The sequence below is a fragment of the Streptomyces sp. NPDC001407 genome, assembly GCF_042895325.1.
In the GTDB taxonomy this organism is placed as follows: Bacteria; Actinomycetota; Actinomycetes; order Streptomycetales; family Streptomycetaceae; genus Streptomyces.
Map to the genome: position 1 here is coordinate 370,043 of NZ_JBIAWF010000002.1, position 11,685 is coordinate 381,727.

The window sequence follows — 11,685 nt, forward strand, 5'->3', positions numbered from 1 at the left end:
CCTCGCCGGGGCCGGGCATCGTCGCAGGCGGGGCGTTGTCAGACCCCGGTGCGACACTTCGGGCGTGAGATGGGCAGTGGCTGAGGAGACAGGCGGCGAGGGCGTACGGCTCTGCCCCCTCGACGGCGCGGGACGGCCCGCCGGGCCGGTGGTGTCGGAGCGGAATCCGGCCGAAGCCGTCCGGGCGCGGCCGGAGGCGGACCGGTGGGTGTGGCGGTCCACCGCGCGCTCGTACGGCGAGCTGCTCGCGGCCGGTGTGCGCGTGGAGCGGTGCTACGACGTCGAGGCCGCCGAGGCCCTGCTGATCGGCCACGAGGAGGGGCAGTCGGGCCAGCCGCGTTCGCTGGCCGCCGCGTGGGCACGGCTGCGGCAGCTGCCGGTGCCGCCGGATCCGCCGGTGCAGGCGGCGGAGACCCAGCCGTCGCTGTTCGCACCGGGCCCGGTGCCGCTGCCGCCCGGGACCGACGGGCTGGACGCGCTTCTGGAGGTGTACGCGGGGCAGCTGGCCCGGGCGGAGCGCGCCGAGCACCCTGGGCGGATGCGGCTGCTGATCGCCGCCGAGTCGGCGGGCACGCTGGTCGCGGCCGAGCTGCGGCGGACCGGGGTGCCGTGGCGTGCCGACGTGCACCGCCAGCTGCTCGACGAGCTGCTGGGTGAGCGCTATCCGGGCGGTCAGGAGACGCGGAGACTGGCCGAGCTGGCACAGGAGGTGTCGGAGGCGTTCGGGGAGCCGGTACGGCCCGATCTGCCCGCCGACATCGTCCGGGCCTTCGCCCGGGCGGGTGTCCCCCTGTCGTCGACGCGGGCCTGGGAGCTGCGGCGGGTCGACCATCCGGCCGTCCCGGCCCTGCTGGAGTACAAGAAGCTCTACCGCCTGCACACGGCCCACGGCTGGTCATGGCTGCAGTCCTGGGTCCACGACGGACGCTTCCGTCCCGAGTATCTGCCCGGCGGCGCGGTCTCGGGGCGGTGGACCACCAACGGCGGCGGGGCGCTGCAGATCCCCCGGGTGGTGCGGCGCGCGGTGGTCGCCGATCCCGGCTGGCGGCTGGTCGTGGCGGACGCCGACCAGCTGGAACCCCGCGTGCTGGCGGCGATCTCCCGCGACCCGGGGCTGATGGACGTCGGGGGCAGCGGTCGCGATCTGTACGCCGACCTGGCCGAGCGCGCCTTCTCCGGCGACCGCGACCGGGCCAAGCTCGCGATGCTCGGCGCGATATACGGCCAGACCTCCGGGGACGGCCTGAAGCACATGGCCGATCTGCGCCGCCGCTTCCCGCGGGCCGTCGCGTACGTGGACGATGCCGCACGGGCGGGCGAGGAAGGCCGGCTGGTGCGGACGTGGCTGGGCCGGACCTGCCCTCCCGCCTCCACCGCCGTCGACGACGAGGCGGGCATTCCCCAGGAGGAGGAGCCCGCACCCCGGGGCGGCACGGCGAGCGCCCGGGCCCGGGGACGCTTCACACGCAACTTCGTCGTCCAGGGCAGCGCCGCCGACTGGGCGCTGATCGTCCTCGCCACCTTGCGGCAGGCGCTCGAGGGGCTCCGCGCCGAGCTCGTCTTCTTCCAGCACGACGAGGTGATCGTGCACTGCCCGCAGGAGGAGGCGGAAGCGGTCACGGACGCCATCCGCACGGCGGGGAACCGGGCCGGGTGCCTGGCTTTCGGTGACACTCCTACGCGGTTCCCGTTCACCACGGCCGTGGTGGAGTGCTACGCACAGGCCAAGGAATAGCGCGGGTCCGGCGGCCGGAATATTCATGCGACGTACCGCGGAGCCGATGTTAGTTTCGTCCATCATGGAACCACTCACCGAAGAGGCCATTCGCGCCTCCTTCGTCAACTGCTCGAAGGGCGAGGCCCGCAGGATCAGCGTCCCCCGGGATCTGGCCGAACGAGATTGGTCCGATCTCGATTTCCTCGGCTGGCGCGACCCGGGCGCCCCGGACCGCGGCTATCTGGTCGCCGAGCGGGACGGCAAGCTGGTGGGCGTCACCCTGCGGGCCCCGCAGGGCGTCCGCCGCAGCTTCACCAAGACCAACATCTGCACCATATGCACAACCGGCCATCCCGGCACGGGAGTTGCCCTCCTCGCCGCACCGAAGGTCGGCGCCTCCGGCCGGCAGGGGAACACGGTCGGCGCTTATCTGTGCGCGGACCTCGCCTGTTCGCTCTACGTCCGCGGAAAGAAGAAGACCGGGCTGGGGCTGCGCTACGAGGAATCGCTCACCCTGGAAGAGCAGATCGAGCGTCTGCACGTGAACCTGGACGACTTCCTGGAGAAGGTCGGCGCGGCCTGACACGCCACGCCGGGGGCCGGGCGTTCGGCTTCGGCGAGACCGCCGGCTTGCCCGGCCCCACTGCCGCCCGCCTCGCGTCGAGCGCCATCCCGGGCTGAGCGGCACCCGCCGGGGTAGCCGGCCGGTTTACCACGATGAGGGACGAAGGCGCCTGAGTGAGCAGCGCAGGGCGTGGGGCGTCTTCAACGCCACGGTGACGGCACTGGCAGGGGGGTCAGGGACCATGACAGCGAAGGCAGCGATCCAGTGGGACCGCAAGGAGGACGAGAGGTGGGCCGCCGCCTTCCGGATCCACCTCGTCACGACGAGCCATCCGCCCGAGGGTCTGGCGGAGCAGGCGCTGTCCGAGGTCCACGAGACGGTGACCGAGACCGGCAGGCCCGCGGAGAGCCTGTTCGGCGCTCCGCGACGGTACGCGGCCTCCGTGGCCGCCGACCGTATCGACGAGGCACACACCGGCGCAGTGGCTCTGGAGGGGACGGCCCGCCTGGCCGGCGGCCCGCACCGCGCGCGGCGGGCGCAGCGCCGCAAGGCACACGCGGCCGTGGCCTTCGCCCTGGCCCTGGCCGTGGCGAGCTCCGACGCCCTCCGCAGCCTGGACGTGACCTCGTTCTGGTTCTGGTCCGGTCTGCTGGCCGTGGCTTTCACGGTGGCTCAGGCCGCCTCGCTGTACCGGGATTCCCGCCGCGGGACGCGGTGACGCCCGGCATGGCATGAGCCGAAGGTGAAGGGCGACGACTGCGCCCTCCCCCTTCACCGTCGAACCTCCCGGCCCCGGCTCGCACATGGGCGGAGCGGGCGCCGGCCGGGCATCAGGAGCAGTTGCTCTCGATCGCGCCGACGCCGAGGATGTCGAGGGCCGCGATCCTCACAGCCCGTGCGCCACCACCGTCAGGACCACACCCCAGGCCCGCCGCCCACCCACTCGATCTCCGCCGGGTCGTCCAGCCGGACCCCGTCCGGGTCGGCCCCGGCCCGCCGCATGAACTCGATCACGTCGACGACGCCGTACGCCACGCCGAGATTCTCCGCGCCGACCGTCACCCGCCGCCCGCCCGACGATGTCGGCGGGTGGACGACGATCCGCGGATGTCCGGTCACTCCCCCATCGTCTGCCGGGGCGGACCCGGCCGCATCCGGAGCCTCCCGGGTGTGCCGGTGCGGTCGCGGCCCGGCCGGAGCCCCCGCCTTCGCGTCCGAATCCCGCCAGCGAGCCGGGGGCCGACGGCCGACGCTGGACCCATGACTACGTACACGCCTCTGCCCATCCCGCCCGCCGCACTCGAAGAACTCCGCCGCATCGACGACGCCGGACGGCCAATGCGGCCGTACACCGCGCGTGAGGACGGCGTTCCGCTGGACTGCGTGGGCAGCCCGCTGCGCTGTTGCCTGCGCGGCATCGAGCCCGGCGAGCGGGTCGCGCTCGTCTCCTACGCGCCGCTGCGCCGCTGGGCGACGGCCACCGGGGCCGAGCCGGGGGCATACGACGAGGTGGGGCCGGTGTTCATCCACGCCGACGGATGCGGGGAGCCTCAAGAAGCCCAGGGCTATCCCTTCGCCCGGCCGGGTGCGCTGCGCACTGTCCGCCGCTACGACTCCGAGGGACACATCGTCGGGGGCCGCCTGCTGGAGATCCCCCGCAACGCCGAGGCCGGCTTCGACCGGGCCTTCGACGAGGCGTTCGCCGCGCCGGAGGTGGCCTTGGTGCACGTACGGGCCCTGGAGTACGGCTGCTTCCAGTTCGAGGTGCGGCGGCCATAGCACTCACGAAGCCCGAAGGCGTCGTGCGCCGATCGGTGGAACGAGCGTCCCCTGCCCGGTGGGCCGACCGATGGATCACACGTCGTCCTCCACGTACCTAGCGTGGAGGACGTACGCATCTCTCAACCGCCGTGGCGGCGCAGGACCGGAAGGGAAGAGCACATGACGCACTCGGTACGGCGCGTGGTGGTCGGGGTCGACGGTTCGGCGGGAAGCGTCGCCGCGCTGCGGCGGGCCGCGGGCGAGGCGCGCAGGCACCGCGCCGCGCTGCGCCCGGTCCTCGTCTACTCCTCCCCCGAGGGCGACTACACCGACATGCTCTGGCCGCCGGACCCGGAGATGGCACGGGAGCTCGCGCACAAGGCGCACGACGACCTGATGGGCGCCTGCGAGCGTGCGGGCGGTCTCCCGGACGACGTGCCGTGCGAGCCGGTGGTGGCGCGCGGGCAGGTGGGTCCGCTGCTGGTGGAGGCCGCGACCGGGGACGGCGACCTGCTCGTGGTGGGCAGCGGCTCGCAGAACGTGGTGCACCGCTTCTTCAAGGGGTCGGTGAGCCGGTACTGCCTGCGGCACGCTCCCGGACCGGTGCTGCTCGTACCGCCGGAGGACCAGATCGATCAGGGACACACCCGTTATATCCACCATTAGGCCGATACGGAGGAGGGTGAGGCCTTCCTAGTGTCGGTGGCATTGCCGCACAGCGAATTCTTCGGAGAGGCGGAGGACATGTCTCAGATGGTGAAGCGCGTCGTCGTCGGCGTGGACGGTTCGGCGGGCAGCGTGGCCGCCCTCAAGCAGGGGGCGCAGGAGGCGGCCCGTCACGACGCGACCCTGTGTCCGGTGCTGGCCTGGACGCCGCCCGGCGGGGAGGCGGCGGACGCCCTGTACCCCGCGCCGTCCGACATCCGCGCGCACTGGGAGACCCAGGCCCGCCGCACCCTCACGAAGACGTGCGAGAGGGCACTCGGCGCCGCACCGTTCCGGCTGAGCGTGGCTCCCAGAGTGATCCGCGCCGAGCCGGGACCGGCGCTGGTCGCGAGCGCCCGCCACACCACGGACATGCTGGTGCTCGGGGCCGGCGACCACGGCCTGTGGCACCACTTCCTGCACGGCTCGGTCAGCCGCCACTGTCTCAGGCACGCCCATGGCCCCGTCATGGTCGTCCACCCTGACGAGAGGGAGGTGGCCGAGGCTCGCGGGACGGCGAGGGCACCACGGCGGCACGCTCCTGTCGTGGTGCCGGTGAACCCGATGGACGCGTGGGACCGGGAGGGTTGAACCGGCTCGGCGGAGGGCCGCGCTCGGCGGCCCCGGGAACGCACCGCGCGGAGCCCCATCAGCTCGCACGTACATTGGGCGCACACCCGTGAGCTGGAAAGGGCTTCATGAATTCCTCGGCTGCCGCCGTCACCGAAGAGCGCCTCGCCGCGCACCGGCGTCGCTTCGACGCCGCCTTCGCGGCGTATTTCACAGGGCTGGCGGCGGCATTCGACGCCCCGTCACAGAGCCGCTTCACGCCCCAATGCCTGGAGCTGCTGCGGGACTTGTCCCTGCGCGGCGGCAAGCGGCTGCGTGTCGTCCTGCTGTACGAGGCCGCCCGCCTGGTGACCACCGAGGAGGTGCCCGGCCTGGCGGAAGCCGCGCTCAGCGTCGAACTGCTCCAGACGCACGGGCTCGTCCATGACGACATCATCGACGACTCGCCCGTGCGTCGCGGCGGCCCCTCGACGTACTACGCCTACCGTCATGCCTTCCCCGACCGCGAGCGCACCGCCTTGGGGCTGGCCGTGCTGGCCGGGGATCTCGCCGCGTTCCTGTCGCTGCGGGTGCTGCTGGAGGCGGATGTTCCCGGCCCGCTGCGGCAGGCCATGCTGGAGGTGCAGACCCGTGCGGCCACGGACGCCGTCGCCGGCCAGATCCTCGATCTGGAGCGGGACTTCGAGGACCTGCCGGGCGAAGCGCTGCTGCACGCCGTGACCGAGTACAAGTCCACCCGGTACTCCATCCTGGCCCCCCTGCGCCTCGGCCTCCTCGCCGCGGGCGAGGATCTCGGACTCCATGACGCGCGCCTGCGCCGCTACGCCACCCTGGTCGGCATCTGCGGGCAGCTGCGCGACGACTACCTCGATCTCTTCGGCGACGACACCGCCCTCGACAAGCCCCCGGGCGGCGACCTGCGCGCGGGCCGCCGTACCTACGCTCTCCGCGCGATCCTCGAACAGGCCGACGCGGCCGACCGAGCCGCCGTGGAAGCCGCCCTCGGCTCTGCCTGTACGCCCGGAACGGTCGAACGCGTCCGCGACATCGCCCGCCGCCAGGGCACCGACGCCCGACTCCGCGCCGACCTCACCGGCTACGCCGAACGCGCCGCCGCCGAGGCGTCCGGCTGGGGCGAGTGGTGGCGGGAGGAGGCGGTGGCGCTGTTCACGCACTTGCCGCTGCGCATCGCCCGGGGAGTGGAGTAAGACGGGGGGGAGTTGGACGCCCGGGTCAGCTCGCGGACAGAACCTCTGGAGTCAGGTGGTCAGTTCCGTCAGAACCGACGGCACGGCGGCGGGGTCGTGGCGGATGTACCACTCCGTGGCGAGCAAGCGCTCTCGCGCGTCGGGCGGGAGGCCGGCGATCACCCCCGGTAGCGCTCCCCGCTCCACCTCGGAGCGGTGCGCCAGCACGGCGGCGATCTTCCGCTCCAGCCAAGGGCCGACGTCGACGGTCGCGGCGACCTGCTCGTCCGGAACGCTGAACACCGCCTTGCGCGCACCGATCACGTCTCTCAGCGCCGGCACGGCGGAGTGCGGATGCGTGGCCAGGTAGAGGGCGCGCGGCTGCCAGGGGGCTCCGGCGTCCGGGTAGAGCCGGCCGAGCCCGGCCGCCTGGGCGGCGAGCATGGTCACCCGATGGGTGTGCACGTGATCCGGGTGACCGGGCAACCCGCCGTAGGCGTCGTGGGTGATCACGATGTCCGGGCGGAATTCACGGATGTGCGCCACCACCCGCCCTACCGCCTCGTCGAGCGGCGCATCGCAGAACCGTACGCGGCCCGGTGCCGACCGCGGCACACGCGCATCGGCGTAGCCGAGCATCCGCGGCTTGCCGGCGCCCAGGATCCGCAGGGCCTCGGCCAGTTCCACGGCCCGCGGGGTGTCCGCTGCCCAGGTCGCCGTGACAACCGCGGTACGCGCGCCCGCAGCCGCGTGACGCGCGAGCACTCCGCCTGCCGACAACGACTCGTCGTCCGGGTGAGCGAAAACCGCGAGCAGGCTCGGCACGGGCATGGACGGCCCCCTTCCGGACGAAGGAAAACCTGATCGTACGTCACCCTGGCCGGCGCGCTCCCGGCATGGCAGACGTCCTTTGCCGAAACACCGTCGCTCTCGCGTACATGGCCGGTCAGGCCACCACGCCCCGCTCAAGCCCCCGTCGTCGAGCCCGGGCGGATGATCATCAAGACCGTGACCACGGCCCAGGCCAGCGAGAACATGCCGGTGACCATGGCCAGGCGCGGCAGTGCCGCCCTGGCGGTCGCGAGCGCGTTCTCGTCCCGCTTGTCGAGCGCGTCCATGACGGCGTCCTGGGTGAACACGGCGAGCACGAGCAGGAACGCGGCGAGCGCCGTCAGTGCCATCGACGCGATCAGCCAGGTGTCGCCCATCACGCCCATCTGCCCGGCGGTGGCCACTCCGAAGGCCGGGACCGTGATGGAAGCGGCGGCGTAGACGCGGGTGACGCGGTGGAGCAGCCGGAGCGCGCCCGGCTCCGAGCCGGCGTCCGCGCCCAGGGCCTGCCGGGCGTAGCGAGGGAAGAGGCTCGCGGCGACCGTGGCCGGGCCTATCAGGATGAGCGCCGCCAGGACGTGCAGGCTGAGCATGAGCTTGGTCATGAGCGCGTTCGCTCCCATTGGTTTCAGTCAGACTTAAACATGTGGGACGCTAGCATCCGGATACGGCGGCCCCGACGGCGGGTGCGGGGCGGGCGCGGTGATGACGGCAGGCGATGACGACAGGCGATACGGAAGCGGGTGGCACGGCCTTGGCCGAGGAGCAACGGCTGTCGCCGGCGCTGATACTGATCGGCGTGGGCCGGGCCGTACGGGAGGAGGCCGGTCGTTCCCTGGAGGCGCGTGGCGGCCACTCCCTGCGCCTGATGAGCGCGCTGGGGCACCTCGCACGCGAACCCGGCCTTTCCTACAGCGAGTTGGGCCGCCGCGCCGGGGTCACCGCCCAGAGCATGCAGGCCACGGTCCTCCAGCTGGAGCGGGCGGGCGCCGTCGCCCGGTCCTCCCCCGCCGGGCGGGGGCGGACGGCCGTGCTGCGGGTCACCGAGCACGGCCGGCACATGCTGGCCGAGATGCGGCAGACCCTGGCCGAGCTGGAGGAGCCGCTGCTGGCGGGCCTGTCGACGGAGGAACGGGCCGTCCTCGCCAAGGCGCTGGGCCAAGTGGCAGCCAACCTGCGCACGGCAGCGGGCCCGAGCGGCAATCGCCGGACAAGCAGTGAGCCGGACAGGCAGTGAGGCGGACAGGCAGTGAGACGGAGTGCCGGTTCACGGGGAAACCGGGAACCGGATCTCCAGGACGACGAATGACGACCACGAGAGGCCGACCGAGCCCGCCCCCGCCATGCGGGTGGCGTGTTGCTCGAGATGGCCACGCCCGGCATGCGGGCCTACGACTTGACCGGAATCGATTACGCGGGGCTCGGGTTCGCCTCGTCGGCGGCATCGGCGCGCCTGGTGAAGGCTCTTCTCGAATTCGACCAGGACCGGGACCTCATGGAATCGCTCGCCGACCGGAATATGGTCCTCCAGTCGGGCGAGCCGGGAGGGGAGGCCGAGGTCATCGTTCCCTGCCGCGTCGCGAACAGGGATTGCACGGTGACGGCCGAATTGGAGCGCGGGACTGAGGCGGTGCCTCGTAACTGACCCCGAAGTACGGCGGCTCGGCCTGTGACCGGTGCGATCACGGCGCCGGGGCCGGCGGGGACAGCCGCTCCCGCGCGGGTGGTCCGGATCCGTCCGTCGGGCACGTCGAGGGTCACCCCTACCGCCGCGGACCGCGGCCAACGGGCAGGCCGCTAAGCGGAGTCCGCATCCGGTAGGTCTAGTATCGGCCGCCTGGAGCACCGCGAGAGCCACCCGCAGTGCCGCGTATTTCCTTCGCGCACCCCGACCCGGTTCTCTTCCGAACGACAGGAAAAGGAAAGTACAGATGACCTCCGTGCATGGGACATCCGTCGACATCCCCACACCGGACGGCACCGCCGATGCCTACTTGACACACCCCACCGGCAGCGGCCCGTACCCCGCTGTCCTGTTCTACATGGACGCCTTCGGGCTGCGGCCGCATCTGAAGAAGATGGCCGACCGGCTGGCGTCGGCCGGCTACACGGTCCTGGTTCCCAACGTCTTCCACCGCCATGGACGGGCGCCGGTGATCGAGCTGCCCGAATTCATCGACGTGGCGGAGCGCCCGGAGATCTTCCAGCAGCTCGGGCCGCTCTTCGAGGCCCTGACGCCGGAGGCGGCGATGCGCGACGCCGACGCCTACCTGCGCTGGCTGGCCGACTCTCCGTTGACGAACGACGGGCCGGTCGGTGTCACCGGCTACTGCCTGGGTGCCGGTCTGGCTCTGCGTACGGCAGGCAGTTATCCGGACCGGGTCGCCGCGGCGGCCGGGTTCCACGGCGGGCACCTCGCCTCGACCGCCCCGGACAGTCCGCACCTGCTCGCCGACCGCATCACCGCCGAGCTGTACTTCGGGCACGCCGATCAGGACCACGCCATGCCGCCCGAGCAGATGGAGCGGCTGGAGAAGGCCCTCACCGAGGCGGGCGTGCGTCACCGGTGCGAGGTCTACACCGGCGCCGCCCACGGCTTCACGCAGGCCGACACCGCCTCCTACAGCGCCGAGGCCGCCGAACGCCACTGGGCGGCGCTGCTGGACCTCTTCGGCCGCACGCTCTGACCTGACAGGGCGAAACCGCACGCCCTACCGGAAGATCCGGTCCAGATGACGGGTCAGGATTCCCGCCGCCGTCTCCGGGTCGCGCTGGCCCACCAGGACGCTCGTGCCCAGGCCCGCCGACATGGCGAGCAGGCTGATCGCCTCCGCGCGCGCGTCGACGCCGGGGGCGGTGAGGCCGGCCTCCTCCGCCTTCTGGAGCAGGCCGGCCACGGTGGCCTCGGCGGCGTCGGGGCTGGCGATGAACGGCTGCGCGGCGAGCGACTCGTCCGTGACGGCCAGGACGGCGTACGAGGTGTAGAGCAGGTGGAAGCGGCGGCTCTCCTCGTCCGTCGGCAGCGCGGCCGTCAAGAGCGCCTCGATCACCGCGCGCAGGCCCGGGTCGTCGCCCGCCGCCCGGACGCGGGCGGCGACCCGCTCGCCGAAGCCGCGGGCCAGGTGGTGGAGTCCGTAGAGGAGCAGCTTCTCCTTGGTCTGGAAGTAATACTGCACAAGGCGCAGCGACACCCCCGCCTCCGCCGCCACGTCACGCATCCCGACGGCGTGCAGTCCGCGTCGCCCGGCGACCCGGACGAGCGCCTCCGCGATCTCGGCACGGCGTACGTCGTGATCCACGTGCTTGGGCATCTTCGCGTCTCCGCTCGTCGGTTCCTCTGCTCGGGCCCTGCCGGCACCTTCATGGTACGCCCGTATCACCATCATGGTACGGTCGTATCACCAAGGACGGCTGCTCCCGGAGGTACCCACCGTGCCCGAGACAAAGACCCGCCCCCAGGCCGACGTCGGCCGCTATGTGAACGACTCCTTGCGCGACCGCTACTTCGCGGCGTGCGACGCGCTCTACGCCATGGGCGCGCCCGCCCTGGAGGAGGTGGACGTGGAGACGAGCTTCGGCACCACGCACGTCTACCGGTACGGCCCCACGGACCCCGCCGCGCGGTCGCGCACCCCGGTCGTCCTGGTCCACGGGGCGGGCTCGTGTTCCGCGATGTGGTACCCGAACACCGCGGCGCTCAGCGCCGAACGGCCCGTCTACGCGATCGACACCCCAGGCGACCCGGGCCGCAGCGTGCAGCGCGTAGCCATCCACCAGCCCGAACGCGCCGCACAGTGGCTGGACGAGACGCTCGCCGGCCTCGGCCTCGACCGCGTCCATCTCGTCGGCTCCTCCTACGGCGGCTGGCTGGTCCTGAACCAGGCGCACCACAGGCCCGGCCGCCTCGCCTCGGCGATTCCGCTCGACCCCGGCGGCCTGGAGAAGGTGGGGCTGCGCTTCTTCGTATGGATCTTCGTCAGTCTCTTCGCGACCTTCGCCCCCAAGGCACTGCGCCCGCGCCTGGCGGCGTGGCTGGAGCAGCCGGTCCTCATCGTTCCCGAGCTGCAGGCCATGGTCAGGGCGGGGGTGCGCGCCTACCGCATCCGCCGGCCGGCTCCGCTCCCCCTCACCGAGGACGAGTTGCGCACCATCCGCACCCCGCTCTATCTGGTGCTCGGCAAGCGAAGCCTGCTCGTGCACCCGCGACGGCAGGTGGAGCGCGTCCCGCGCCTGATAGCGGGCGCCCGTGCCGAGATCGTCTCGGACACCGGACACGGCCCGCAGATCGATCACGCGGACGAGGTCAACAGGCGCATGCTGAGCTTCATGGAATCCGTCGACTGATCCGT

15 protein-coding genes are annotated in these 11,685 nt (G+C 72.4%); 11 read left to right on the top strand and 4 right to left on the bottom strand.

The genetic code is table 11. The annotated features are described in order from the left end of the window. Window positions 1-64: 64 nt before the first annotated feature. The 3 genes from ACFY1P_RS05085 to ACFY1P_RS05095 all read left to right on the top strand — a co-directional run bounded on the left by ACFY1P_RS05085 (window position 65) and on the right by ACFY1P_RS05095 (window position 3,000). The gene (locus ACFY1P_RS05085; protein ID WP_390749737.1) at window positions 65-1,735 is read left to right on the top strand and encodes a bifunctional 3'-5' exonuclease/DNA polymerase; all 1,671 of its coding nucleotides are present in this window, start codon (window positions 65-67) and stop codon (window positions 1,733-1,735) included. A gap of 64 nt (window positions 1,736-1,799) precedes the next feature. Continuing rightward, entirely contained in the window at window positions 1,800-2,300 is a 501-nt protein-coding gene (locus ACFY1P_RS05090) for an FBP domain-containing protein (protein ID WP_361519985.1), read from the top strand. A gap of 223 nt (window positions 2,301-2,523) precedes the next feature. Continuing rightward, window positions 2,524-3,000 (top strand): hypothetical protein, encoded by a 477-nt coding sequence (locus ACFY1P_RS05095; RefSeq protein ID WP_361519982.1) that lies wholly within the window; start codon window positions 2,524-2,526, stop codon window positions 2,998-3,000. A gap of 191 nt (window positions 3,001-3,191) precedes the next feature. Here ACFY1P_RS05095 and ACFY1P_RS05100 read toward each other — a convergent pair whose 3' ends face one another. Then, window positions 3,192-3,401, bottom strand: a complete 210-nt coding sequence (locus tag ACFY1P_RS05100; protein WP_361519979.1) for a hypothetical protein — start codon at window positions 3,399-3,401, stop codon at window positions 3,192-3,194. Between the two features lie 141 nt (window positions 3,402-3,542). Here ACFY1P_RS05100 and ACFY1P_RS05105 point away from each other — a divergent pair, with 141 nt between their 5' ends. From ACFY1P_RS05105 to ACFY1P_RS05120, 4 genes are all read left to right on the top strand, one after another. Next, the gene (locus ACFY1P_RS05105) at window positions 3,543-4,061 is read left to right on the top strand and encodes a DUF1203 domain-containing protein (RefSeq protein ID WP_361519977.1); all 519 of its coding nucleotides are present in this window, start codon (window positions 3,543-3,545) and stop codon (window positions 4,059-4,061) included. A gap of 162 nt (window positions 4,062-4,223) precedes the next feature. After that, the gene (locus ACFY1P_RS05110; protein WP_390749738.1) at window positions 4,224-4,709 is read left to right on the top strand and encodes a universal stress protein; all 486 of its coding nucleotides are present in this window, start codon (window positions 4,224-4,226) and stop codon (window positions 4,707-4,709) included. A gap of 78 nt (window positions 4,710-4,787) precedes the next feature. Further along, window positions 4,788-5,339, top strand: coding sequence for a universal stress protein (locus ACFY1P_RS05115; protein ID WP_361519971.1), 552 nt, complete (start codon window positions 4,788-4,790; stop codon window positions 5,337-5,339). A gap of 107 nt (window positions 5,340-5,446) precedes the next feature. Then, on the top strand, window positions 5,447-6,526 hold the full coding sequence (locus ACFY1P_RS05120; protein WP_390749739.1) for a polyprenyl synthetase family protein: 1,080 nt from the start codon (window positions 5,447-5,449) through the stop codon (window positions 6,524-6,526). A 51-nt stretch (window positions 6,527-6,577) separates the two neighbouring features. Here ACFY1P_RS05120 and ACFY1P_RS05125 read toward each other — a convergent pair whose 3' ends face one another. Continuing rightward, the gene (locus ACFY1P_RS05125; protein WP_390749740.1) at window positions 6,578-7,336 is read right to left on the bottom strand and encodes a PIG-L family deacetylase; all 759 of its coding nucleotides are present in this window, start codon (window positions 7,334-7,336) and stop codon (window positions 6,578-6,580) included. Window positions 7,337-7,470: 134 nt separating this feature from the next. Further along, the gene (locus ACFY1P_RS05130) at window positions 7,471-7,941 is read right to left on the bottom strand and encodes a hypothetical protein (RefSeq protein WP_390749741.1); all 471 of its coding nucleotides are present in this window, start codon (window positions 7,939-7,941) and stop codon (window positions 7,471-7,473) included. Between the two features lie 113 nt (window positions 7,942-8,054). On the opposite strand from ACFY1P_RS05130, the gene ACFY1P_RS05135 reads away from it, so the two are divergent. The 3 genes from ACFY1P_RS05135 (at window position 8,055) to ACFY1P_RS05145 (ending at window position 10,023) form a co-directional block, all read left to right on the top strand. Beyond that, complete coding sequence (locus ACFY1P_RS05135) at window positions 8,055-8,573, top strand: MarR family winged helix-turn-helix transcriptional regulator (RefSeq protein ID WP_390749742.1); 519 nt, start codon at window positions 8,055-8,057, stop codon at window positions 8,571-8,573. Between the two features lie 117 nt (window positions 8,574-8,690). Next, window positions 8,691-8,981, top strand: a complete 291-nt coding sequence (locus ACFY1P_RS05140) for a hypothetical protein (RefSeq protein WP_390749743.1) — start codon at window positions 8,691-8,693, stop codon at window positions 8,979-8,981. 286 nt (window positions 8,982-9,267) lie between these two features. Further along, the gene (locus tag ACFY1P_RS05145; protein WP_361519958.1) at window positions 9,268-10,023 is read left to right on the top strand and encodes a dienelactone hydrolase family protein; all 756 of its coding nucleotides are present in this window, start codon (window positions 9,268-9,270) and stop codon (window positions 10,021-10,023) included. 24 nt (window positions 10,024-10,047) lie between these two features. Here ACFY1P_RS05145 and ACFY1P_RS05150 read toward each other — a convergent pair whose 3' ends face one another. After that, window positions 10,048-10,647 (bottom strand): TetR/AcrR family transcriptional regulator, encoded by a 600-nt coding sequence (locus ACFY1P_RS05150; RefSeq protein ID WP_390749744.1) that lies wholly within the window; start codon window positions 10,645-10,647, stop codon window positions 10,048-10,050. A 121-nt stretch (window positions 10,648-10,768) separates the two neighbouring features. On the opposite strand from ACFY1P_RS05150, the gene ACFY1P_RS05155 reads away from it, so the two are divergent. Beyond that, window positions 10,769-11,680 (top strand): alpha/beta fold hydrolase, encoded by a 912-nt coding sequence (locus ACFY1P_RS05155; RefSeq protein WP_390749745.1) that lies wholly within the window; start codon window positions 10,769-10,771, stop codon window positions 11,678-11,680. The last annotated feature ends 5 nt before the right edge of the window (window positions 11,681-11,685 follow it).

What these genes read in the sequence shown, in the direction of transcription:
- ACFY1P_RS05090 (WP_361519985.1), top strand. Translation starts at nt 1,800, where the DNA reads ATGGAACCACTCACCGAAGAGGCCATTCGCGCCTCCTTCGTCAACTGC.
- ACFY1P_RS05095 (WP_361519982.1), top strand. Translation starts at nt 2,524, where the DNA reads ATGACAGCGAAGGCAGCGATCCAGTGGGACCGCAAGGAGGACGAGAGG.
- ACFY1P_RS05105 (WP_361519977.1), top strand. Translation starts at nt 3,543, where the DNA reads ATGACTACGTACACGCCTCTGCCCATCCCGCCCGCCGCACTCGAAGAA.
- ACFY1P_RS05110 (WP_390749738.1), top strand. Translation starts at nt 4,224, where the DNA reads ATGACGCACTCGGTACGGCGCGTGGTGGTCGGGGTCGACGGTTCGGCG.
- ACFY1P_RS05115 (WP_361519971.1), top strand. Translation starts at nt 4,788, where the DNA reads ATGTCTCAGATGGTGAAGCGCGTCGTCGTCGGCGTGGACGGTTCGGCG.
- ACFY1P_RS05120 (WP_390749739.1), top strand. Translation starts at nt 5,447, where the DNA reads ATGAATTCCTCGGCTGCCGCCGTCACCGAAGAGCGCCTCGCCGCGCAC.
- ACFY1P_RS05125 (WP_390749740.1), bottom strand. Translation starts at nt 7,336, where the DNA reads ATGCCCGTGCCGAGCCTGCTCGCGGTTTTCGCTCACCCGGACGACGAG.
- ACFY1P_RS05130 (WP_390749741.1), bottom strand. Translation starts at nt 7,941, where the DNA reads ATGACCAAGCTCATGCTCAGCCTGCACGTCCTGGCGGCGCTCATCCTG.
- ACFY1P_RS05135 (WP_390749742.1), top strand. Translation starts at nt 8,055, where the DNA reads ATGACGACAGGCGATACGGAAGCGGGTGGCACGGCCTTGGCCGAGGAG.
- ACFY1P_RS05145 (WP_361519958.1), top strand. Translation starts at nt 9,268, where the DNA reads ATGACCTCCGTGCATGGGACATCCGTCGACATCCCCACACCGGACGGC.
- ACFY1P_RS05150 (WP_390749744.1), bottom strand. Translation starts at nt 10,647, where the DNA reads ATGCCCAAGCACGTGGATCACGACGTACGCCGTGCCGAGATCGCGGAG.